The sequence below is a fragment of the Streptomyces bathyalis genome (assembly GCF_015910445.1).
Taxonomy (GTDB): Bacteria; Actinomycetota; Actinomycetes; order Streptomycetales; family Streptomycetaceae; genus Streptomyces; species Streptomyces bathyalis.
Map to the genome: position 1 here is coordinate 3,761,342 of NZ_CP048882.1, position 21,003 is coordinate 3,782,344.

Here is a 21,003-nt window from a genome sequence, read left to right on the forward strand (position 1 = left end):
GGACGACGAGGACCCGTACAGTCCACGGGCCTCCCGGGACGGCTGGTCCTACGGGCAGGGCGGGGAGTTCCAGCGCGCGGTCGACGCGCTCGACGATCCGCTGAGCGACCCGCTGCCGGGCCAGAGCTCCCGTCGTACGGGCGGAGGGTCCGCTCAGGGTTATCCCGCAGCGGCACAGAACCCGCCGGGGCAGGGGTATCAGGCGCAGGGCTACACCACGCAGGGCCATGGCTCGCAGGACCACTCGTCCCAGGCTTACGCGTCCCAGGACCGCGCCTCGCAGGGCTACCCCTCCCAGAACTACGCACCGGGGACGTACGAAGGCCGGCAGCAAGGGCAGCAGGCCCCCGGACCCCTCAGGCGGAGCAGCAGCCGGAGGGCGTCTCGCCCTGGTTCCGTCCTCACCGTGAGGCGGGGCCGGGCACGGGGGCCAGCGGACCCGCACCGCAGGGTCAGGGGCAGCAGAGCCGGCCGGCACATCTGCCCGGCGGACACTCTGCGCAGGACCGGCACTCCTCCCCGAGCCAGGAGTACGGCGGCCGCCAAGTCCCTTACGGCGGCGGGCAGTCGGCCTCACCGCGGCAGTGGCAGGACCAGGACCGGAGCCAGGCCTGGCAGGCCGGCGCGGGAACGGCCGCCGGGCCACCCGTCACCAGGCAGCTTCGCCGGCCGGGCGCCGGGGACCGTCCCGTTGATGCTCCCGCTCCCCGTCCGCAGACGCCTCAGTCGACCCAGACGCCGCAGACGCCGGGCGCGGGCCGCCCGGGGCACGGACGGGATGCGTCCGGCCCCGCGTCCCCGCACCGTCCTGCGCCAGGGCTCTCCGAGACCTCACAGCTGCCCGTCGTCGACGAGCCCGGCAGTGCTGCGCCCCGCACGACTCGTGGGACCTCGCCCGGCCCGGCGGCGGATCGCTCCCCGCGTGACGCCGCGGACGACGACGAGCAGACGAACACACGCACCGTCGGTCTGGTACGGCCCGGCTCGGAGGAGTTCGGCGGACGGGCGGCCCGCCGCCGCGCCGCCCAGCACCGCGGCAGGGGCGGCAGTGCGCCTCCGCCGCGCACCGCCGGCACCCGGCTGGAGGCCAGGCGCGCGGAGCGGGCACGCCGCGAGGGTCCCGCGATCATCGCCAGCCGCTTCCTGGGCGAAGTCTTCATATCCGCCGGTGTGTTGATGCTGCTGTTCGTCGCGTACCAGCTGTGGTGGACGAACGTACTGGCCGGACAGGAAGCCGGCGGCGCCGCGCAGAGCCTCCAGGACCAGTGGAAGGGCGGCAAGAAGGGCGGGCTGGACCCGGAGCGCAAGGCCGAGGACTTCGCGCCCGGTGAGGGATTCGCGATCCTCTACCTTCCGAAGCTGGACGTCAGGGTCCCCATCGCGCAAGGGATCTCGAAGCCGGCGGTGCTCGACAAGGGCCTCGTCGGGCACTACGACAAGCAGCCCTTCAAGACCGCGATGCCGTGGGACACGAAGGGCAACTTCGCCCTGGCGGGCCACCGCAACACCCATGGTGAGCCGTTCCGTTACATCAACCGCCTCGTCGGCGGCGACGACATCGTCGTGGAGACCGCCACCAAGTTCTACACGTACAAGATGGCCAACCGGCTGCCGTCCACCTCTCCTTCGAACACCCGGGTCATCGAGCCCGTTCCGGAGGGCGCCGGTTTCGAACGCCCGGGCCGGTACATCACGTTGACGACGTGCACGCCCGAATTCACTTCGAAATACCGGCTCATCGTCTGGGGCAAAATGGTCGAGGAGCGTCCGCGGAGCAAGGGCAAACCGGACGCTCTCGTCGAGTAGGGGACAGCAGAAACGGGCGGTAAGCGGTGTCACAGACCAAACACGTCAAGGGCGGGGGGCCCGGCGCGTCGTCGTCTCTCCCGCCACCGCACCCCGCGTCCGAGCGTGGACGCCGGGCCACACGCCGTCGCCGCCTGGGGGCGATGGTGGGCTTCGTGGGTGAACTCCTCATCACGGCAGGTGTCGTGCTCGCGCTCTTCGTCGCCTATTCGCTGTGGTGGACGAACGTGCTGGCCGAACGCGATTCCAAGCGCGCGGGCGAGAAGGTGCGCGAGAGCTGGCTTCACGACCGCACCCCGGGAGCCCTCGACACCAAGGACGGCATCGGCTTCCTGCACGTGCCGTCCATGTCGCGCGACGACGTGCTGGTGATGAAGGGCACGGACGCGAAGGAGCTCAACAAGGGCGCGGCGGGCTACTACACGAAGCCGGTCAAGTCGGGGATGCCGCAGGACCAGTCGGGCAACTTCGCGCTGGCGGCCCACCGTGACGGGCACGGCGCGAAGTTCCACAAGATCGACAAGATCGAGAAGGGCGACGCGGTCGTCTTCGAGACGAAGAACACGTGGTTCGTCTACAAGGTCTTCTCGATCCTGCCGCGCACGAGCAAGTACAACGTCGACGTGCTGGATCCGGTGCCGAAGGGCTCGGGCAAGAAAACCGAGGGGCGGTACATCACGCTCACCACCTGCACGCCGGTCTTCACCTCCAAGTACCGGTACGTGGTGTGGGGCGAGCTGGAGCGCACTGAGGACGTCGATTCGAAGCGGACCCCGCCGGAGGAACTGCGCTGATACGCCTGCCTGTTGGCAGGACCTGACCGCCCGGCAGGACGAGCACTCGACACGAATGCGCCCCCGCAGCGATGCCGCGGGGGCGCGTTCACGTGTGCGCCGTGCTCCGGCGCCCTTCGCTAGTTCTTGCCCTTCCTGCCGGCCTGCCCGTCGGGGCCTCCGAAGATGCCGTCGTCACCGTCGTCGTCACCCGGCTGTCCCTGGCGGGCGAAGATGGTGATCGTGTCGCCCTTCTTGCCCTGGGTGTTGGCGGGCGGGTTGGTGGTGATCACGGTGGCGTTGTTCTCGTCGGGCGCACCCTGGACCTGGACCTGGAAGCCCGCCTCCTCAAGCGTCTTCCGGGCGTCCTTGACCAGCTGGTCCGTGACGTCGGGGACGGTCGCGGGCTCGTCGTTGGGCGCCTTGGCGATGGTCAGCGTCACCTGGGAGCCGGCCTTGGCCTCCTGGTTGGCCGCCGGGTCCTGCGCGAGAACCTCGCCCGCGGGCTTGTCGGGAGCGTCCTGCTCCTTGCTGGCCACCTCGAAGCCCGCGGCTTCCAGCTGCGTCTTCGCGGCGTCGAACTGCTGGCCGACCACGTTGGGCACCTGCCGCGTCTGCTCCTGCGCGACGGTCAGAACTATGGTCGAGTTCTTCGGCGCCTTGCCGCCGCCGTTCGGATCCTGCGTCAGCACGGTGCCCGGCGTCTCGTCGGACTGCTGGAACTTCCGCTTGACCTTGAACCCCGCGCCGATCAGCTCCTGCTTGGCGTTGGCGTAGGACTTCCCCTCCACATCGGGGACCTCGGCCGGGGCCGGGCCCTTCGACATGGCCACGGTGACCGTGTCGCCGCGCTTGATCTCCTCGCCCTTGGCCGGGTCCGACGAGCAGACCGTGTTCTTCTTCTGGTCGCAGAACTTGTCCTCGCCCTTTGCGACTTCGAAGCCACCGTTGCTGCCGAGCGCCTTGGCCTGCTTGTAGCTCTGCCCGGCGAGCGCGGGCACCTCGACGGTGTCCCCCGGCCCTCCGCCGAAGATCGTCTTGCCGATGAAGATCGCGCCGACGAGGATGAAGATCGCCGCGAGGACGAGCAGGATGGTGGAGGCGTTGCTGCGGTTCCCACCGCGCCGCCTGCCGCGTCCGTCGTCGTAGTAGCCCCCGTTGTCGTCGCCGACGGGGGGCATCATCGAGGTCTGTGGATCCTGCGCCCGCAGCGCCGTGGTGGGCTGGTCGTCGGGGTAGCCGCCGTAGCCGACCGCGCCCATGGCGGCGGTGGCGGCGACGGGCTGACCGTCGAGGCACGCCTCTATGTCGGCGCGCATCTCATCGGCGCTCTGGTACCGGTAGTCCGGGTCCTTGACCAGGGCCTTCAGGACGATCGCTTCCATGTCCGGCGAGATCTCCGGATCGAAGACCGTCGGTGGCTGAGGATCTTCCCGTACGTGCTGGTAGGCCACCGCGACCGGTGAGTCACCGACGAACGGCGGGCGGTTGGTGAGCAGTTCGTAGACCAGGCAGCCCGTGGAGTACAGGTCGGAGCGGGAGTCGACCTGCTCGCCCTTGGCCTGCTCCGGGGAGAGGTACTGAGCCGTGCCGATCACGGCGGCGGTCTGCGTCATGGTCATGCCGGAGTCGCCCATGGCCCGCGCGATGCCGAAGTCCATGACCTTGACCTGGCCGTTGCGGGTGAGCATGACGTTGGCCGGCTTGATGTCGCGGTGCACGATGCCGCTGCGGTGGGAGTACTCCAGGGCCTGGAGGATCCCGACGCACATCTCCATCGCACGCTCCGGCAGCAGCTTGCGTCCGGAGTGCAGCAGTTCGCGGAGAGTGGAGCCGTCCACGTACTCCATCACGATGTACGGGATGGAGACGCCGTCCACGTAGTCCTCGCCGGTGTCGTAGACAGCGACGATCGCGGGATGGTTCAGCGATGCGGCCGACTGGGCCTCGCGGCGGAACCGGGCCTGGAACGACGGGTCACGAGCCAGGTCGACGCGGAGCGTCTTGACCGCGACGGTCCTGCCCAGGCGCGTGTCATGGGCGAGGTACACCTCGGCCATGCCACCGCGGCCGAGCACCGAGCCCAGCTCGTACCGGCCGCCGAGGCGACGCGGCTCTTCCATAGTCTCCAGCCCTCTCCGTTCGTCCGGGCCCGTATCTGACGTACGGCACGGCGGTGTGCTGCTCGGGATACGGTACCCGCCCACTCGTGCGGGTCGGTCGTGACTGAGGTGACTGACGTCACCACTTGCGGTGCCGCCGGGGTGGTTTCGGTCACGTCTCCGGAATCCACCTGGGGAACTGCCGTGCCCTGGTGGATCTTGGCGGTGAGCGCCGAGTACGTCATTGCTTGCCCTCGAGCACTGCCTTCATCACGCCCTTGGCGACCGGAGCGGCGAGCTTGCCGCCCGCGATGTCGCTGCGGAGTGTGTCCGAACCCTCGATGACCACGGCCACCGCGACGGGGACGGAACCGTCCTGATCCTTCGCGTATGAGATGAACCACGCGTACGGGTTCTCGCTGTTGTTCTCACCGCGCTGGGCGGTGCCGGTCTTGCCTCCGACTGTGACGCCCGGGATCTGCGCACTGGTTCCCGTGCCCTTCTGGACCACGGTCTCCATGCCCTGCTGAAGCTTCTGCGCGTTCTCCGAGGAGAGCGGCCGGCTCATCTCCGAGGGCTTGTGCTGCTCGACGACGTTCAGGTTCGGCGCGACCAGCTGGTCCACCATGTACGGCTTCATCAGGGCGCCGTTGTTGGCCACCGAGGAGGCGACCATCGCCATCTGCAGCGGCGTCGCGCGGTTGCTGGCCTGTCCGATGCCGGCCATGGCGTTCTGCGGCCTGTTGTCCTTCGGGTAGACGCTCTCGGCGGCGCGGACCGGGGTGTCCAGCTCCTTGTCGTTGAAGCCGAACTTGTTCGCCGTCTCGATCATCTGCTCGTTGCCGATCTTGTGGCTCATCTTCGCGAAGACGGTGTTGCAGGAGTAGCGCAGCGCGTTGCGCACCGTGGCGTTCTCGCAGGGGATGTTGCCCTCGTTGCCGAGCTTGGTCTGCGAGTCGGGCAGCTTGTACGGGTCCTCGCTGTCGGTCGCCTTGTCCAGGTCGTACTCGCCGCTCTCCAGGCCTGCAGCCGCCGTGACGACCTTGAACGTCGAACCGGGCGGGTAGGTCTGCCGCAGGGCCCTGTTGAGCATGGGCTCCTCGTCGTTCTGCTCCTTCTGCAGCTTCGACCACTCGGCGGTGTCGGACTTGCCGTTCCCCGCGAAGCTGGACGGGTCGTAGGACGGGGTGCTCGCCAGGGCGAGGATGGCGCCGGTCTTCGGGTTTATCGCCGCGACCGCGCCCTTCTTGTCGCCGAGGCCGTCGAACGCCGCCTTCTGCGCCTTGGCGTTGAGCGTCGTGACGACGTTCCCGCCCTTCTGCGGCTTGCCCGTGAGCATGTCGATCGTGCGGTTGAAGAAGAGCCGGTCGTCGTCGCCGGTGAGGATGCCGTCGTTGAGGGCTTCGAGCTGGTTCGCGCCGAACGCCTGTGAGGCGTAGCCGGTCACCGGCGACCACATCGGGCCGTTCTTGTACGTGCGCTTGTAGCGGAAGTCGCCGCTCTTGGTGTCGGTGGAGCCGGTGATCGACTTGCCGTCGACGATGATGTTGCCGCGCGGCTGCGAGTAGCGCGCGATGGCGACGCGGCGGTTCTTCGGATCGGTCTTGAGTTCGTCGGCCTGTACGAGCTGGATCCAGTTGTCGCGTGCCAGCAGGGCGAGCACGAGCAGGCCGCAGAAGATCGCGATCCGGCGCAGCGGCTTGTTCACTGTGCTTCACCTCTCACGGATTGCCGGGTCACGTGCGCGCTCGTCGTCATGGTCGGACCACCTGCGTCATCTCGGCGTCCGGTGATGGCGCAGGTGCCGGGGCAGGCCTGCGCGCCGTATCGCTGATCTTGAGCAGGATCGCCACCAGCGCCCAGTTGGCGATGACGGACGAACCGCCCTGCGCGAGGAAGGGCATCGTCATGCCGGTGAGCGGGATGAGCCCCATCACGCCGCCGGCGACGACGAAGACCTGGATGCCGAACGCCGCGGAGAGGCCGACGGCGAGCAGCTTGCCGAAGGGGTCGCGGGCCGCGAGGGAGGTGCGGATGCCGCGCTCCACGAGCAGCCCGTACAGGAGCAGCATGGCCATGACGCCGGTGAGGCCCAGTTCCTCGCCGACCGTGGCGAAGATGTAGTCGCTCTTGGCCGCGAAGCCGATGAGCCGCGAGAAGCCCTGCCCGAGCCCCGAGCCGAGGACTCCGCCGGAGCCGAAGGCCCACAGCGCCTGCGCGGGCTGCTCCGAGCCGTTCTTGAAGGCCTGCATGGGGTCGAGCCAGTCGTCGACGCGGCTCTGGACGTGCGGCTCGAAGCTGGCGACGGCGACGGCGCCCACGACGGTCAGCGCGAGGCCGAAGACGATCCAGCTGGTGCGCTCCGTGGCGACGTACAGCATGACCACGAAGAGGCCGAAGAAGAGCATCGAGGTGCCCAGGTCCGTCTCGAAGACGAGGATGAGGACCGAGAGCGCCCAGATGACGAGGATGGGGCCCAGGTCGCGGCCGCGGGGCAGGTAGAGGCCCATGAAGCGGCGGCTGGCGAGGGCGAGCGCGTCGCGCTTGACCATCAGGTAGCCGGCGAAGAACACCGCGATGATGATCTTCGCGAACTCTCCGGGCTGGAGGGAGCCGACGCCGGGGATCGTGATCCAGATGCGGGCGCCGAAGCGGGCCGGGAAGAAGACCGGGAGGATCAGCAGGATCAGCGCCGTCACCATCGAGATGTAGGTGTAGCGCTGGAGCACACGGTGGTCCTTGAGGAAGACAAGGACGGCGACGAAGAGCCCGACACCGAGCGTGGACCACATCAGCTGCGTGGGGGCGGCGGCACCGCCCGGCAGCGGCTCGAGGTCGAGCCTGTAGATGAGCACGAGGCCCATGCCGTTGAGGAGCGTGGCGATGGGCAGCATCAGCGGGTCCGCGTACGGGGCCCAGCGCCGGACGACCATGTGCGCGACGCCGGCGAGCAGGCACAGGCCGAGGCCGTAGCCGAGCATGCCGGCGGGGAGCGCCCCGTCCTTGGCCAGGCCGACGTTGGCGTAGGCGAACACCGGGATGAGCACGGCGAAGATGAGCATCGCCATCTCGGTGTTGCGCCGGCTGGGCAGGCCTCCGGGGGAGACCGTCGTATTGCTGCCGGTGTTGGTCATCACGTTGCTGCTCATTGCTGCCGGAGCCCCCCTACGGCGCGGTGCACTGCTTGGCGAGCTGCTGCTGCTTCTCCGACAGCTTCGGGCTCGGCGAGGGCGACGGAGAATCGCTGGGGTCCTTGGTCTGGGCGGAGTTCTTGTCCGCGTCACCCTGCTTGTTCTGCTCGTCCTTCTTCTTGTTCTCGTCGGCCGGGGGCTCGACGGGCTGCTCGGCGATGATCCGGCAGACCTTGGCCTGCTCCTCCAACTCGTCGGCCTTGTCCCGGGCTTCACCCACGCTGCTGGACGCGATGGTCTCGCGGACCTGGTTGCGCTGGTAGCCGGGCAGGTACTTGAGTTCGACCCCGGGACGGTCCTGGTAGACCTCGTTGAGGCTGATCCCCGCGAGCTCCTGGCTGATGCCGCGGTAGAGCGCGATGTGGTCGTCGTTGGCGCCGACGTAGTACTGGGTCTGGGTCCAGCGGTAGCCGCCGTAGAGTCCGCCGCCGACGATGATGAGGATCATGGCGATCCACATGGACCGGCGCAGCCACCTTCTGCCGCCCCCGTGCTTGACGAAGTCGTCCTCGGTGTACCGGCCGAAGCTCCCGTCCCCCGCGCCGCCCATGTTGCCGCTGCCGGGGGGCCCGAAGCCCTCGCCCGGGTTCTGCGACGGCACGGACTGGCCCGCGCTGCGGCCGAGTTCGGCCGCGCGGGCGGCCGGGGTCCGCATGGCACCGAGGTCGCCGCCGAGCGGCGTCTGCGACTCCGCGACGGCGCCGACGACGACAGGGGTGTCGTTCAACTGCCGCCCCATGGCGTCGTTCTCGTCGACATCGACGACGTCCGCGACGATGCACGTGATGTTGTCGGGACCGCCGCCGCGCAGCGCCAGCTGGATCAGGTCGTGCACCGTCTCCTGCGGACCCTGGTAGCTGGCGAGCGCTTCCTCGATGGTCTGCGGGCTGACGACGGTCGGGAGGCCGTCGGAGCAGATGAGGTACCGGTCGCCGGCGCGAACTTCCCTGATGGACAGGTCGGGTTCGACGTGGTCGCCGCTGCCCAGCGCGCGCATCAGCAGGGAGCGCTGCGGGTGGGTGGTGGCTTCCTCCTCGGTGATGCGGCCCTCGTCGACCAGCTTCTGCACCCAGGTGTGGTCCTGCGTGATCTGCGTGAGCTGTCCGTCACGGAGCAGGTACGCGCGGGAGTCGCCGACGTGTACGAGGCCGAGCCGGCGGCCCGTCCACAGCAGGGCGGTGAGCGTCGTGCCCATGCCTTCCAGCTGCGGGTCCTCCTCGACCATCACGCGCAGCTGGTCGTTGGCGCGCTGCACTGCGACGCCGAGCGAAGTGAGGAGGTCGGAGCCCGGGATGTCCTCGTCGAGCTGGACGATCGTGGAGATCACCTCGGAACTGGCGACCTCGCCGGCGGCCTGGCCGCCCATGCCGTCGGCGACCGCGAGCAGGCGCGGGCCGGCGTATCCGGAGTCCTCGTTGTGGTCCCGGATCATGCCGTCGTGAGATCCGGCGGCGAAGCGCAGTGACAGACTCATGCGCACCTCGCCCGTCGGCTCCGGATACATCCGCACGGTGCCCACCCTCCGGTCGTCATGATCTGTACTACTTCCGCAGCTCGATGACCGTCTTGCCGATGCGAATCGGCGCTCCGGGCTGAATCGGCGTCGGTGTGGTGAGTCGGGTCCGGTCGAGATAGGTGCCGTTGGTGGACCCGAGATCCTCGACGATCCACTGGCCGTCTCGGTCCGGGTAGATCCTGGCATGCCTGCTCGAGGCGTAGTCGTCATCCAGCACGATTGTGGAATCGTGCGCACGGCCGAGCGTGATGGTCTGACCCTGCAGCGCCACCGTGGTGCCGGTCAACGACCCTTCGGTGACGACCAGCTTGCTGGGTGCGTTCCGCCGGCCACCGCCGCCACGGCGGCCGCTCTGCTGACGCGAGGGCTGCTGGCGCTGCTGCGGCCGCTGCCCCTCGGCCCGGCGAGCGGCGCGCTGCGTCACGCGCGTGCCGAACAGATCGCTGCGGATGACCTGCACGGCCACGATGACGAACAGCCACAGTACGGCGAGAAAACCCAGCCGCATGACCGTGAGGGTCAGCTCTGACATGCCCCCGCTTCACCCTTCGGCTTGCCGGTAAATGATCGTGGTGCTGCCCACGACGATGCGTGAACCGTCGCGGAGCGTAGCGCGAGTGGTGTGCTGTCCGTCCACCACGATGCCGTTCGTCGATCCGAGATCCTGGATCGACGCCGGGTCTCCCGCGCGGATCTCGCAGTGACGACGCGAGACCCCGGGGTCGTCGACGCGCACGTCGGCCTCGGTGCTGCGGCCCAGAACGAGGGTCGGGCGGGAGATCTGGTGGCGGTTGCCGTTGATCTCGATCCAGCGCCTCGTCTCGGCGCGCGGCATGGAACCTCCGCCGCCGCCGGGCGCGAAGCCGGGCGGCGGTCCCGCCGGCATGGGCGGTGCGCCCGCCGGGCTGGCTCCGGGCGGGTAACCGCCTTGGCCGCCATAGGCGTTGTTAGGTGCGCCCGAAGCGCGCTGCGGCTGCTGCGACGCGCTGGAGGCAAGGGTGCGGCTGCGCACACGGTAGAGACCGGTGTCGAGTTCCTCGGCCTTCTCCAGGTGGACCTTGACCGAGCCCATGAAGGTGTATCGCTGCTGCTTTGCGTAGTCGCGTACCATTCCGCCCAGTTCGTCACCCAGCTGACCGGAGTACGGGCTGAGGCGCTCGTAGTCGGGTGCGCTCAGTTCGACGATGAAGTCGTTCGGCACGACCGTCCGGTCGCGGTTCCAGATCGTCGCGTTGTTGTCGCATTCACGCTGGAGGGCGCCCGCGATCTCCACAGGCTGTACCTCGGACTTGAACACCTTCGCGAAGGTGCCGTTGACCAGACCCTCAAGTCGCTGCTCGAAGCGCTTCAGAACTCCCACGTTGCACCTCCTTCCCAGATGCCCTCGGCTCTAGTGCGCCTTCCAGTGTCACCTGGGGGCGCGCATGCTGTGTTCGTACGTCGGTCCGGTACTGCTTACTGATCGTATCCACGCGCGGGGAAAACGGGTGGTTCCCCAAGGGGGCCCGACAGAGGAGTGTCACCTCTCACACCACGCACTCCCTCGTCCTCGCCGTCACACCCTCGCATGGATCGCACCGTCCCCGAAGCCAGTGTCCCGTAGTCGTACGGGCACCTGCGGGGGCGACCCGGGATGTGAAGCCACCGCTGCCAGCGTGCTAATCTTTTGGGCGTCGGCAGGCCCCTCAGGTTGGTCCTCCGGCCGTCTCTCCGCTCACGGCGGGGGGCACCCGATGCGCGGGTGGCGGAATAGGCAGACGCGCTGGATTCAGGTTCCAGTGTCCGAAAGGACGTGGGGGTTCAACTCCCCCCTCGCGCACACAGAGAGACACCGAGCGGGTCCCGGTCAGTGACGAAAGTCGCGACGGGGCCCGCTTCTCGTTGGGTGCGCGTGCTTCAGGCGTCTCGCTGAGACGGTTGATCTCCCACGAAAGACCATCTTCTACGCATAAGGTCCGCACTGGGGCAAATCCCCCCATACGGGCCCTACTTGATGATCTTCAGTTGCGGTGGCCCGAGTTCACCAGGCTTGGGGATCAGGCCGGGTCGGGCAGGGGCCCGTTCACCCAGCCTCCTCTGCGGACGTCTTCTCCCGGGGCCGCCCGCTGACATGAGGCTAAGAGAGCGGCTCGTAGCAGTCGTAATTGCGCTGAGCGATGATCTTCCCGTCCCGGAATTCGAGGAAGGCCGCGATGTGCGCGCGCATGACGTGGCCTGCCGGCAGGTTCCCGAAGGGGACAGCCAGCGTGCCGGACCATTTGACCTCCAGTGCGACCTGGTCGCCGGAGGCCACTGCATTGATCACTTCGTAGTGCTGACCGGTCAGCAGCGTGCGGGCCTGCGCATATGCGGCGAGACTCTCTGTGAGATCACGGTCGACGCCCGCCGGAAACAGCGCGTTGGGCAGTTGGGCGTGGACCATGTCCGGGTGCAGGAACTGCTTGAGTTCCTCCGGTGCCGCCAGCCGGGCCACTGCTTCGTGGTAGCGGAGAGCGGTACGCACGTTGGGGGGTCCGTCGGATTGCATCATATGCACAACCCTAGTTGCACAACCGTGGTTGTCAAATAGATGCTGGGGGCATGCGCGAATCAGTTGATCCATCCAGCCTCGATCTGGGCAGCCTCGCTCTGTTCGTCGGCTTCGCCGCCACCAGCGCGATCCAGGCAGACCTCGCCTCGATGGGCTTCGGCGACCTACGGATGTCCCACGGGTACGTGTTCCAGCACTTGATCGACGCGCGGCCGACGGTGAGTGACCTGTCAGCGAAGCTCGACATGACCCAGCAGGGAGCCTCCAAGGTTGTCGCGGAGCTGGAGCGGCTCGGCTATGTCGAACGCCTGCCAAGCCCTCATGACGCCCGCATCCGCCATGTCGTCCTCACGCACCGGGGCAGGGACGCCGTCAGTGCCGCTCGGCGTGCGCGCGAACGACTCGAGGGACGTCTGCGTGAGCACTCCGATCCGGTGGCTTTTGACGCAGCCCGGTCGGTACTTGTCGGTCTCCTCGACGAACTGGGAGGCGCGGCGGCGATCCACCGTCGCGATGTCAGGCCGCCGCGTTGACGGAGAGGCTGCGGTGCGGCACGGGCCATTCTGGCTGCCGATCCGCAAGGACCAGGTGGAGATCGGCGAGCAGTGACGGTCAACTGCCTGGTGATCTTCCGTTTCGCATGCAGGAGTTGATCACGCCGGAGCGGGTGCGAGGTGGCAGCCGGTGGAGGCAGACCTCGACGACGTGGTGGCGGTCCCGGTCGAAGTGGGGGACGCACACGTCGAGTCGGGCGCTCCGCGGGACCTGTCACCCCTCGTCAGAGGACGACGACATGGCCGGTGCGCGGGGCGGTCTGTCCGGACTGGACCTCGTGCCAGACCTTCTCCAGGGCCGAGGGGCCGTGGCTGTGAACGACGTCGACCCACCCCTCGACGACAGGGGCGAACCTCCGCCAGGCGTCGGCGAAGCGGCGGTTCAGCCCTTCGCGGCCCCACTCGGCGACGCGCTTTCGCATCTGGTCGGGTGCGAAGAACATGCCCGGTCCGGTGTCGTCCAGGGTGCCGGCGGGGCCGGGCTGCTGGTTGGTGACGCCGACCACGACGTGGTGCACAAGAGCATCGCCGAGGTGGGTGCGCAGAGTGGCGGTCAGGGCCTCATCGCCTGCGAAGTCGGCGTACAGGGCGGGCTGCGAGGGGGAGAGGGAGGTGGCGTCCTCGTAGGCGAGCACCTGGTCGTAGCAGCCGAGGCTCTCGGTGAAGTCCACGTTGCGCCGCGAAGTCAGGCCCACCACCTCGCATCCCTGTCCCTGGAGCAGGAAGGCCGCGCCGTAGGCGGTCTTGCTCGACGCGGACGACAGGACGACGGTGCGGGCCCCCAGGAACGAGTTGTCGACGAGCCAGTCGGCCAGCATGAAAGAGGTCCAGAACAGCGGGCGGTAGAGGATCTGCAGGTCTTCGCGGTCCGCTTCGTATGCGAGATCGCTCGTGGTGAGCGTGTAGGCGTTGTAGGGCGTCGGCAGCGTCGCGCGGTGGGGGTTCGCGTCCCGGAAGCCGCGCTCGTCCACCCGGCCCGGGCGCACCAGCAGGTGGCTCCCCGATGGCAAGTAGCCGTAGAGGCGGCTGCCGGGCTCGATGCCGTCGACCCGGGAGGCGACGACCTCTGCAAAGCCCCAGAGAGGGACGATGCCCCAGCCTGCGCGGGTGGGGAAGAACTCCCAGTAGCGGAAGGAGTCTCCGAGCGCGGCGTAGGTGACGTTGTTGGCGGTGAGGCCGACGCGATCGACCCGCAGCAGCGCCTCCCCGTCCCGCAGCTCCGGGACCGGCGCGGCGACCAGCTGCGCGGTCGAGAGATCAGTGCGTCCGACGACCAGGTTCCAGCCGTCCGGTAGGGCAGTGGCGTCCATGGCAGGGAAACGTACTTGAATCCGGATTCGGATTCAATGGTGACTAGTATGCCGAGCATGCCGTCTGCCGAGCCCGCACCGTCCGACACCTCCGCCCCCCGGCGCACCCCGCGTGGGACCCGCACCCGGGACGCCCTGGTCGCGGGCGCTCGGCGGATCTTCGAACGGGACGGTTACCTGGACTCCCGGATCGTCGACATCGCGGCCGAGGCAGGGGTGGCCACCGGCAGCTTCTACACCCACTTCGCCTCCAAGGACGACGTCTTCGCAGCCGTCCTCGCGGACCTGCAGGACGAGATGCTGCACGCGGGAGTAAGCGATTCCAGCCGCACCGAGCTGCGGCTCGGTGTCGAGGAAGCGAACCGGGCCTATCTCGAGTCATACCGCCGCAACGCCGCACTGATGGCCGCCATGGAGCAGGCCGCCGCCGTGGACCGCCGGTTCCTGCAGCTGCGGCTGCAGCGCTCGCAGGCGTTCATCGACCGCAGCGCCGCAGCGATCACGCGGCTCCAGGAGGCGGGACTCGCCGACCCTGAACTCGACCCGGCCGTCACCGCCCGGGCGCTCAGCGCGATGGTCAGCCGTCTCGCGTACGTGACATTCGCCGCCGATCAGCCTCTGCCCTTCGAGACCTTGGTGGAGACCCTCACCCGGCTCTGGATGAACGCGCTGCGCATGCCCCAGGCGTGACCCGGAGAGCGGGGCTCAACTCCTGTGGAAGTGCTGGAGAGTTCGGACGGCAGGTCCTTCAATGGCCTTACGGAGGCGTCGACTCCGAACTCCGAGAGCAGCGAGAGCCGATGCTCGCGCGCAGTCAGAGGGTCTGCTGCGACGGGTACGTTTGTCCCGAGCTGATCCTGCGATGGGAGTGCCGTGTCCCTCTCGATCCCGCGCAGTGCGGGCGCCGTGGCCCTCGCCGTAGCGCTTGCCTTCGGCGCAGGCTGCTCCGGAGAGGAGAAGCCTGCAAGGAAGCCGACCACATCGCCCTCATCCCACACATCGACGCCGTCTCCTCCTGCGAAGAGCGCCACCGGATCCCCTTCACCGTCGGCACCGTCGACGACGGCCACCGCCCCCAAGGACGCTGCGCGCGCCACCGCGCAGCTGACCAGGAATTGGGAGTCACTCTTCTCTCCGGGCCGGACCGTCAAGGAGAAGGTTGGCGTGGTCGAGGACGGAGAGACACAAGCGCTCATGATCGAGGCGTTCGCTCACGACGAAGGCGCCGAGCAACTGCGCTCACACATCGAAGAGACGAGCTACGACTCGGCCACCGAAGCACACGTCACCTATTCCCTGACCCGGAACGGCGAAGTGGTGAGATCGTCCGAGGAGGGCACAGCGGTCCGGCAGGACGGCACCTGGAAGGTCTCGCTGCAGACCATGTGCACGCTCGCCGGGTTCGGCAACGATGTGCCCCGCTCGGGGATGTGTGAGTGAACGACCGTCCCGCCGATCCTGAACGGTCAGGCTGCTGGGACAAAAGACCGAGGGCCCGCATCGTGCAGCCCGGCTCCGGTCACATGACTGTGGACAGTGACCTACACTCGGCCTCCCTTGGCTTCGACTTCCCCGCACTTTCGGCGATGCCGGAGAGTGCAGGTCTGAGGACCGCATGGCGCCTGACGGAACGCGCGAGACCTCGCGTCCGAACCGCCCCGGGGACATCTCCCTCTCCATGGGCGTGGTCGCGTTTCTCTTCTCCTTCGTCCCGGTCATGGGCGATGTGGTCGCCGCGGTCGCCGGCCCGCTCGCGCTCGTCCTCGGCGCGATAGGTGTCAGGCGCAGCGAACGAGGCGTCGCGACGAACTTCGGGCCCTCCCTCATAGGCGCCACTCTCGGAGCCCTGGCGATTCTTGTCGTCGCGCTGATGTTCGCGGTGACTCGCTGATTACGGAGAGCTGCTGACCGGGCTGCCGACCGGCGACCGGCCGACGGGCTCATCGGTTCGCCTTCCTGTACCAGGTGTCATGGCCGATGATGAGCGACCATGCCACGCACGCGCCGGGCGACTGCCGGTCAGCAGGCTCTTGACCTGCTGACCGGAGCTCCCCTGGCCGCTGCACGTGCGGGCCTGTTCGCACTGATCAGCTTGGCCCTGGGCGTAGGGGCCCACCATCTGCTCACCGGGCAGCCGGTGTCGTCGGCGAGGGTCGGCGCGGCAGCCGGACTGCTGTTCGTCGCGGGGCTGTTCGGAGCGAGGCGCCGGCGTTCCCTGGGAGCAGTCACCCTCGGGTGCCTGGCTGCGCAGGCCGGGCTGCACGAGGTGCTGGGCGGTCTCCACGTCACACACTCCGCCGTGGCGATGTCCGGCCAGGGCCACGGTCACGCTGCGGCTTCCACGGCCGTCCCCGGCGGTGGGCTGCTCGCTTCGCACGGCGCATGGCACTTCCGGCTGCAGCACTCGCTGACGATGACGGTGGCGCACGTACTGGTCGCGCTGCTCATCGCCGTCGCGATGCACCGCGCCGACGCGGCGTGCTGGTCCTTGACGACGAGCGGAGCGGGCGCGGTGGCGCTGCTCGTGGCCGCCATCGGCCGGATGTTCTCGGCATGGGGCTGGTCGCCGGCCCGGTGGGGCCCGAAGCCGGTTCCCCGGCCGGGCCTGTGCTGGGAACGCTCACCGCCGAAGACCTCGGTGCTCGCCGATGTGGTGGTACGGCGCGGTCCTCCGCAGGGGTTCGGGATCGCCTGAACCCGCGGGGCGGCCGAGGCCGCCCTCTTCCACCACATTCTTGGAGCATCACTCATGTCCCGAACAGCTCTACCCGCCCGCGCGAGCCGCGTGGGCATCGTCGCGGCTGTCACTGCCGCGCTCGTGACGGCCACCGCTGGGCCGGCTGCCGCGCATGTCGAAGTCGAGGCCGAAGGCGCACGGGCGCTCGCGAAGGACGTCACCATCACCTTCGAAGCCGAATCGGAGTCCGACAGCGCGGGCATCACCAAGCTCGACGTGACCCTGCCCGAAGGCATCGACGCGAAGGACGTCACCTACAAGGACGGCCCCGACGGCTGGAAGTTCAAGGCTTCCGGCGACGGATACACCGTCGAAGGCCCCAAGGTCGACGTAGGGGAGAACGCGAACCACTCGATCTCGATAGCTCAGTTGCCGGACGCCGAGGAACTGGCGTTCAAGACGCTGCAGAGCTACGACGACGGCCGGACCGACCGGTGGATCGAGGTGCCGCAGGAGGGCAAGGCCGAACCGGAGACGCCCGCGCCGGTGCTGAAGCTGGAACCGGCCGAAGACGGCGCATCGGCAGAGCCCCCGGAGTCCTCCGGTGACGACAGCGCTGAGCCGTCTCCCAGCGAGCAGGCCGATGATGCGGCGGCCCCGAAGGAAGACGACGGACTGCCCATGGCGGTCTGGTTCATCATCGTGGCGGGCGTCCTCGCCGCCCTCAGCGCAGCGGGAGTGCTCCTGATGCGGCGCGGCGCGAACTCGGGCAAGTAGCAACAACCCGCGTGGGGTCCGGGACCGGACCGAACTCGTTCCGTGCCCCACGCGGAGCCTGTCCCCGGCCGCCTTTGGTGAGAGAGGCCCTGCCCGAGCCGGCGGGTCAGCCGCCGACGTGGATGCCGGGGCGACGTTCGGGGTCGGGCTCGTGGCCGCGGACGATCTCGCGGGTGACCGGGGCGGTGTCGCCGCGGCCGAGCAGGAAGTAGCGGAACATGTGCCGCAGCGGGCTGCCCTCGGCCCACGAGAAATAGCAGTGCGGCTGCACACCCGTGGCGTCGCGCAGGGCGAGCAGGATCGCGGCGATGGCATTGGGGGCGGCCGGTGCCTCGGCGCGCAGGATCCGGTAACCCTCGACCTCGACGCCGCGCACGACGAGGGATTCGCTGAAGTCGGACGGATCGACCACGTCGATCTCCAGGAACAGCACGTCGTGCGGGCCGGGAACCGGATTGTCGAGGCGCTGCTCGCGCTCCTTGGCGGAGTACTCCGCCTCGTCCCCGGCCTGACGCTGGTTGGCGATGATGTCGATGGCGTTGTCGTATTCGAGGGTGTCGGTGATGAACTGGCGGGCTGCCGGGTCGAAGACGATGCGGTCGGCCCGCAGTTCGGTGGTGCGCGTGACGCGGGAGATCAGCGACACGACGATGATGCCGAGGATGAACAGCCCCGAGATGGCGATGCCGTCGGGCTTGTCGACGATGTTGGCCACCAGCGCGTAGAGCAGCACGAGTGTGAGCAGCCCGAAGCCTGTTGCGGCCACGTGCCGGCGGCGGCGTACGACCGACACGGTGACCGCGAACGCACCGGAGACCATCATGGCCAGGATCCCGGTGGCGTAGGCGCCGGCCTGGTCGTCGACGTCGGCCTCGAACCCGATGGTGATGAGGACGCAGAGGACCGTGTAGACCATCACCACGGGCCGTACCGCGCGGCCCCATTCGGGGGCCATGCCGTAGTCGGGCAGGTACCGCGGGACGATGTTGACCAGTCCCGCCATGGCCGACGCGCCCGCGAACCAGAGGATCAGGATGGTGCTGATGTCGTAGACGGTGCCGAACGCCTCTCCGACGTGCTCGTGTGCCAGCCAGGCCAGTGCGCGGCCGTTGGCGGCGCCGCCGGGCTCGAACTCCTTGTGGGGGATGAGGACGGTGGTCACGAAGCTCGCGGACAGCAGGTAGACGCTCATGATGAGCGCGGCAGTGGTCAGCAGCTTGCGGGTGTTCCGGATACGGGAGCGCAGCCGCTGCTCGGCATCGGAGCCGTCGGCGGACACGAGCGGCATCATGCTCACCCCGGTCTCGAAGCCGGACAGGCCCAGCACCAGCAGCGGGAACGCCAGGAGCGCCGGCCCGGCCAGATCGCCGAGGCCGCCTCCGCCTTCGACAAGGGCGTTCGTCCACTCCGACCAGGCGCCGGGCGTGGTGAAGACGTGCGCCAGACCGACGGCGATGATCACCGCGTTCAGTACCAGGAAGACCGCGACCAGCGGGATCGCCACGCTGACCGCTTCGCTGAACCCGAGCAGGAACACCCCTCCGAGTACCAGCAACAACCCGACCGTGATGGCGACTTCATGGCCATGCAGGGCTTGGGGCAGGTAGGGGTTCTCGGTCATGTGGACCGAAGCGTCCGCCGCGGAGAGGGTGATCGTGATGATCCACGACGTGGCGACGAAGCCGAGCAGGGCGAGCACGAAGAGTTTGCCCCACCAGAACGGCAGCAGATCCTCCAGCATCGCCACCGACCCGGCGCCGTGGGGGCTCTCCCGGGACACACGCCGGTACATCGGCAGCATCCCCACGAGCGTCAGGAGCACGATCAGCAGCGTCGCCAACGGGGAGATGGCCCCGGCCGCGAGCGCCGCGATGGCCGGCACGTACGCGAGGCTGGAGAAGTAGTCCACCCCGGTCAGGCACATCACCTTCCACCAGGAGTGCGCCTCCGTGTGCCCCTCGCCCGACTCCGGCCCGACAGGCTGCACCCGGTGGCGAAGCAACCAGCCCGCCAGGCCGGAGTTCGGCTGGGCCCGCAGCGCAGGGCTGTCCATCGCTTCCGGCACGGCTTGCCCGTTCGCGTCCGCCACTTCGCTGTCAGCCTCCCTCTCCGCTCAGCGCATCCGTCACGGCTCTCACGTCGGTGACGAGCACCGAGTATGGCGGTCCCCGTCGGCGCCGACTCGACGGGCCCGCGCGCCACCCTCGGCCCCAGTGCGGCCGAGGGTGACGGAGTCGAAGCCCCGAGCGGATCTCAAGGACGCCGGCGCCAGGCGCGACAGGCGAAGACGATTCCGATGGAAAGCACCAGCGTGGCGAGGACCGAGCCCTCGATTCCGGAAGCGCCACCGGTGAGCAGCGAACTCGCGCCCGACGATTCCGCGACGGTCAGCAGCGAGTTCTGCAGCTCGTTCCCCGACACGCGAATGCCGAACACATTGCCCTGTGTCCAGTTCCACACCGCATGCCAGGCGCACACGGCCACGAGGCCGCCTTCCCTGAGGGCCCAGAAGCCAAGGAACACGGCGACCAGCGCCAGACTGAGTATGGGAAGCGGGCGCAGCGCGGACGGATTGGCGAGGTGCATCGCGGAGAAGAAGACGGTCTGCGTCACCATCGCCGACCTCAGCCCCCATTTCCGGTTCACCGCCTGCAACAGGTAGCCACGGGTGAATATCTCCTCCGTGCTGCCCTGGACGGTGAACGCGAGCAGGAGAACCAGGACCGCGCCCAGTTGGGACGATCGCACCCACTCGCCGTCGTGCGCCGTGAAGTGCATCTGACCCGAAACCACATTCAGGAACACCGGCAGGGAGAACATCACCAGTGCGAGTCCGGCGCCGAAGCCGATCGACCTGCCGGCGCGGGACGTCTGGAAGCCGAGCGTGAGCGCGCTGCGCCCTTCCTTCCACCGCACCCAGAGGAGGAGGAGAAGCAAGGGCGGAAGAAAGCCCCCGAGGAGCGCGAGCAACGTCTCCCGGAAGCCCCCTTGTTGGGAGGTGCCCTCCAGCGCCACGACAACGGGCGCCAGGAGTACTGATCCCACACCGAAAATGACAAGGCCCATGACGATGGAGAGGGCCGGACCGGTGGGACGGGCAGCCGTCTGCATGCCGTCCAGCAGGAGGTTCGGGCGAGTGAACCTGGCCCCCACCGATCGAGTTGCGCTGTTCATGTCTTCCTTTCCGGCTTCCGGGTCAGTGTGGTCGTCGATTGCGGCTCGGCGATCTCCACGACCGGCCTTCGATGCGACGGGCTTGCAATCGGGCGCTAGGACCTCCGCGAAGAGGGCAGGAGCCCACCCCGGCGCGGGTGCAGATCGGGAGTCTCGGGCAACGCCTCGACGGTCGGCGCGAGGCCGTCGCGCACGGCTGTCCGTGCGGCTCGGAGGATTCTCGTGCGGCGCCCGGCGGCTACGCCTGAGTAATCACTACTCCACTGCGTCGTCGCGGGCCGGGGACCGCCGGTCCTGTCCGCGGGCGTGCGTGCGGCGGGCGGCATCAACTGCGCCGGATACGTCAACTGCGCCGGATACGTCGCGGAGTTCGGAGAGCACGTGCTTCAACGGCCGTACGGAGGCGTCGAGTACGGGTTCGGTGGGGCGGCGGCTGAGTGCGAGGAGGGGCAGGCTGCCCTCGGGTGGCGCCATCACAGGGCATCGTTTGGTGTCGTCTGGCGCCAGGTGGTGCCGAGGTGGCGCTGAACAGCGCCATATGGTGCCACGACGGTGCCTCCGGGGTGGAAGCCGCACCCTCAAGAGGTGCATGG

Annotated in this window: 19 protein-coding genes and 1 tRNA gene; 9 read left to right on the forward strand and 11 right to left on the reverse strand. The window is 68.6% G+C overall.

Annotation, left to right across the window (positions count from 1 at the left end; genetic code table 11):
* Positions 1 to 480 precede the first annotated feature (480 nt).
* Both G4Z16_RS33280 and G4Z16_RS16370 read left to right on the forward strand, forming a co-directional pair.
* Positions 481 to 1,806: a class E sortase gene (locus G4Z16_RS33280; protein ID WP_197354658.1), complete on the forward strand. Its 1,326-nt coding sequence runs from the start codon at positions 481 to 483 to the stop codon at positions 1,804 to 1,806.
* 26 nt (positions 1,807 to 1,832) lie between these two features.
* The gene (locus G4Z16_RS16370; protein ID WP_343070835.1) at positions 1,833 to 2,600 is read left to right on the forward strand and encodes a class E sortase; all 768 of its coding nucleotides are present in this window, start codon (positions 1,833 to 1,835) and stop codon (positions 2,598 to 2,600) included.
* Positions 2,601 to 2,719: 119 nt separating this feature from the next.
* Here the strand turns inward: G4Z16_RS16370 and pknB are convergent, their stop codons facing one another.
* From pknB to G4Z16_RS16400, 6 genes are all read right to left on the reverse strand, one after another.
* On the reverse strand, positions 2,720 to 4,702 hold the full coding sequence (gene pknB / locus G4Z16_RS16375; protein WP_197351512.1) for a Stk1 family PASTA domain-containing Ser/Thr kinase: 1,983 nt from the start codon (positions 4,700 to 4,702) through the stop codon (positions 2,720 to 2,722).
* A gap of 220 nt (positions 4,703 to 4,922) precedes the next feature.
* Entirely contained in the window at positions 4,923 to 6,389 is a 1,467-nt protein-coding gene (locus G4Z16_RS16380) for a peptidoglycan D,D-transpeptidase FtsI family protein (RefSeq protein WP_197351513.1), read from the reverse strand.
* Between the two features lie 46 nt (positions 6,390 to 6,435).
* Positions 6,436 to 7,830: an FtsW/RodA/SpoVE family cell cycle protein gene (locus G4Z16_RS16385; RefSeq protein ID WP_197351514.1), complete on the reverse strand. Its 1,395-nt coding sequence runs from the start codon at positions 7,828 to 7,830 to the stop codon at positions 6,436 to 6,438.
* Between the two features lie 16 nt (positions 7,831 to 7,846).
* Positions 7,847 to 9,346, reverse strand: a complete 1,500-nt coding sequence (locus G4Z16_RS16390) for a PP2C family protein-serine/threonine phosphatase (protein WP_425508084.1) — start codon at positions 9,344 to 9,346, stop codon at positions 7,847 to 7,849.
* 67 nt (positions 9,347 to 9,413) lie between these two features.
* Entirely contained in the window at positions 9,414 to 9,920 is a 507-nt protein-coding gene (locus G4Z16_RS16395) for an FHA domain-containing protein FhaB/FipA (RefSeq protein WP_197351516.1), read from the reverse strand.
* A gap of 9 nt (positions 9,921 to 9,929) precedes the next feature.
* Positions 9,930 to 10,748: an FHA domain-containing protein gene (locus G4Z16_RS16400; RefSeq protein WP_197351517.1), complete on the reverse strand. Its 819-nt coding sequence runs from the start codon at positions 10,746 to 10,748 to the stop codon at positions 9,930 to 9,932.
* Between the two features lie 375 nt (positions 10,749 to 11,123).
* On the opposite strand from G4Z16_RS16400, the gene G4Z16_RS16405 reads away from it, so the two are divergent.
* Positions 11,124 to 11,207, forward strand: a tRNA-Leu gene (locus G4Z16_RS16405).
* A 297-nt stretch (positions 11,208 to 11,504) separates the two neighbouring features.
* Here the strand turns inward: G4Z16_RS16405 and G4Z16_RS16410 are convergent.
* The gene (locus tag G4Z16_RS16410) at positions 11,505 to 11,918 is read right to left on the reverse strand and encodes a nuclear transport factor 2 family protein (protein WP_197351518.1); all 414 of its coding nucleotides are present in this window, start codon (positions 11,916 to 11,918) and stop codon (positions 11,505 to 11,507) included.
* 50 nt (positions 11,919 to 11,968) lie between these two features.
* Between G4Z16_RS16410 and G4Z16_RS16415 the strand changes: the two genes are divergently transcribed.
* Positions 11,969 to 12,451, forward strand: coding sequence for a MarR family winged helix-turn-helix transcriptional regulator (locus G4Z16_RS16415; protein ID WP_197351519.1), 483 nt, complete (start codon positions 11,969 to 11,971; stop codon positions 12,449 to 12,451).
* Between the two features lie 245 nt (positions 12,452 to 12,696).
* Here G4Z16_RS16415 and G4Z16_RS16420 read toward each other — a convergent pair whose 3' ends face one another.
* Complete coding sequence (locus G4Z16_RS16420; protein ID WP_197351520.1) at positions 12,697 to 13,782, reverse strand: DUF2855 family protein; 1,086 nt, start codon at positions 13,780 to 13,782, stop codon at positions 12,697 to 12,699.
* Between the two features lie 57 nt (positions 13,783 to 13,839).
* Between G4Z16_RS16420 and G4Z16_RS16425 the strand changes: the two genes are divergently transcribed.
* The 5 genes from G4Z16_RS16425 (at position 13,840) to G4Z16_RS16445 (ending at position 17,236) form a co-directional block, all read left to right on the forward strand.
* Entirely contained in the window at positions 13,840 to 14,472 is a 633-nt protein-coding gene (locus G4Z16_RS16425; RefSeq protein ID WP_197351521.1) for a TetR/AcrR family transcriptional regulator, read from the forward strand.
* 216 nt (positions 14,473 to 14,688) lie between these two features.
* Positions 14,689 to 15,222 (forward strand): MTB12 C-terminal domain-containing protein, encoded by a 534-nt coding sequence (locus G4Z16_RS33425; protein ID WP_484600487.1) that lies wholly within the window; start codon positions 14,689 to 14,691, stop codon positions 15,220 to 15,222.
* A 175-nt stretch (positions 15,223 to 15,397) separates the two neighbouring features.
* The gene (locus G4Z16_RS16435) at positions 15,398 to 15,673 is read left to right on the forward strand and encodes a hypothetical protein (RefSeq protein ID WP_197351523.1); all 276 of its coding nucleotides are present in this window, start codon (positions 15,398 to 15,400) and stop codon (positions 15,671 to 15,673) included.
* Positions 15,674 to 15,772: 99 nt separating this feature from the next.
* Complete coding sequence (locus G4Z16_RS16440) at positions 15,773 to 16,477, forward strand: hypothetical protein (protein WP_197351524.1); 705 nt, start codon at positions 15,773 to 15,775, stop codon at positions 16,475 to 16,477.
* 54 nt (positions 16,478 to 16,531) lie between these two features.
* Positions 16,532 to 17,236: a DUF1775 domain-containing protein gene (locus G4Z16_RS16445; protein ID WP_197351525.1), complete on the forward strand. Its 705-nt coding sequence runs from the start codon at positions 16,532 to 16,534 to the stop codon at positions 17,234 to 17,236.
* 106 nt (positions 17,237 to 17,342) lie between these two features.
* On the opposite strand, the gene G4Z16_RS16450 is transcribed toward G4Z16_RS16445, so the two are convergent.
* From G4Z16_RS16450 to G4Z16_RS16460, 3 genes are all read right to left on the reverse strand, one after another.
* Positions 17,343 to 19,289 (reverse strand): APC family permease, encoded by a 1,947-nt coding sequence (locus G4Z16_RS16450; RefSeq protein WP_197354660.1) that lies wholly within the window; start codon positions 19,287 to 19,289, stop codon positions 17,343 to 17,345.
* Positions 19,290 to 19,489: 200 nt separating this feature from the next.
* A complete protein-coding gene (locus G4Z16_RS16455) occupies positions 19,490 to 20,410 on the reverse strand; it encodes a CPBP family intramembrane glutamic endopeptidase (protein WP_197351526.1) in 921 nt (306 codons plus the stop codon).
* Between the two features lie 255 nt (positions 20,411 to 20,665).
* Positions 20,666 to 20,884, reverse strand: a complete 219-nt coding sequence (locus G4Z16_RS16460) for a hypothetical protein (protein ID WP_197351527.1) — start codon at positions 20,882 to 20,884, stop codon at positions 20,666 to 20,668.
* Positions 20,885 to 21,003 lie beyond the last annotated feature (119 nt).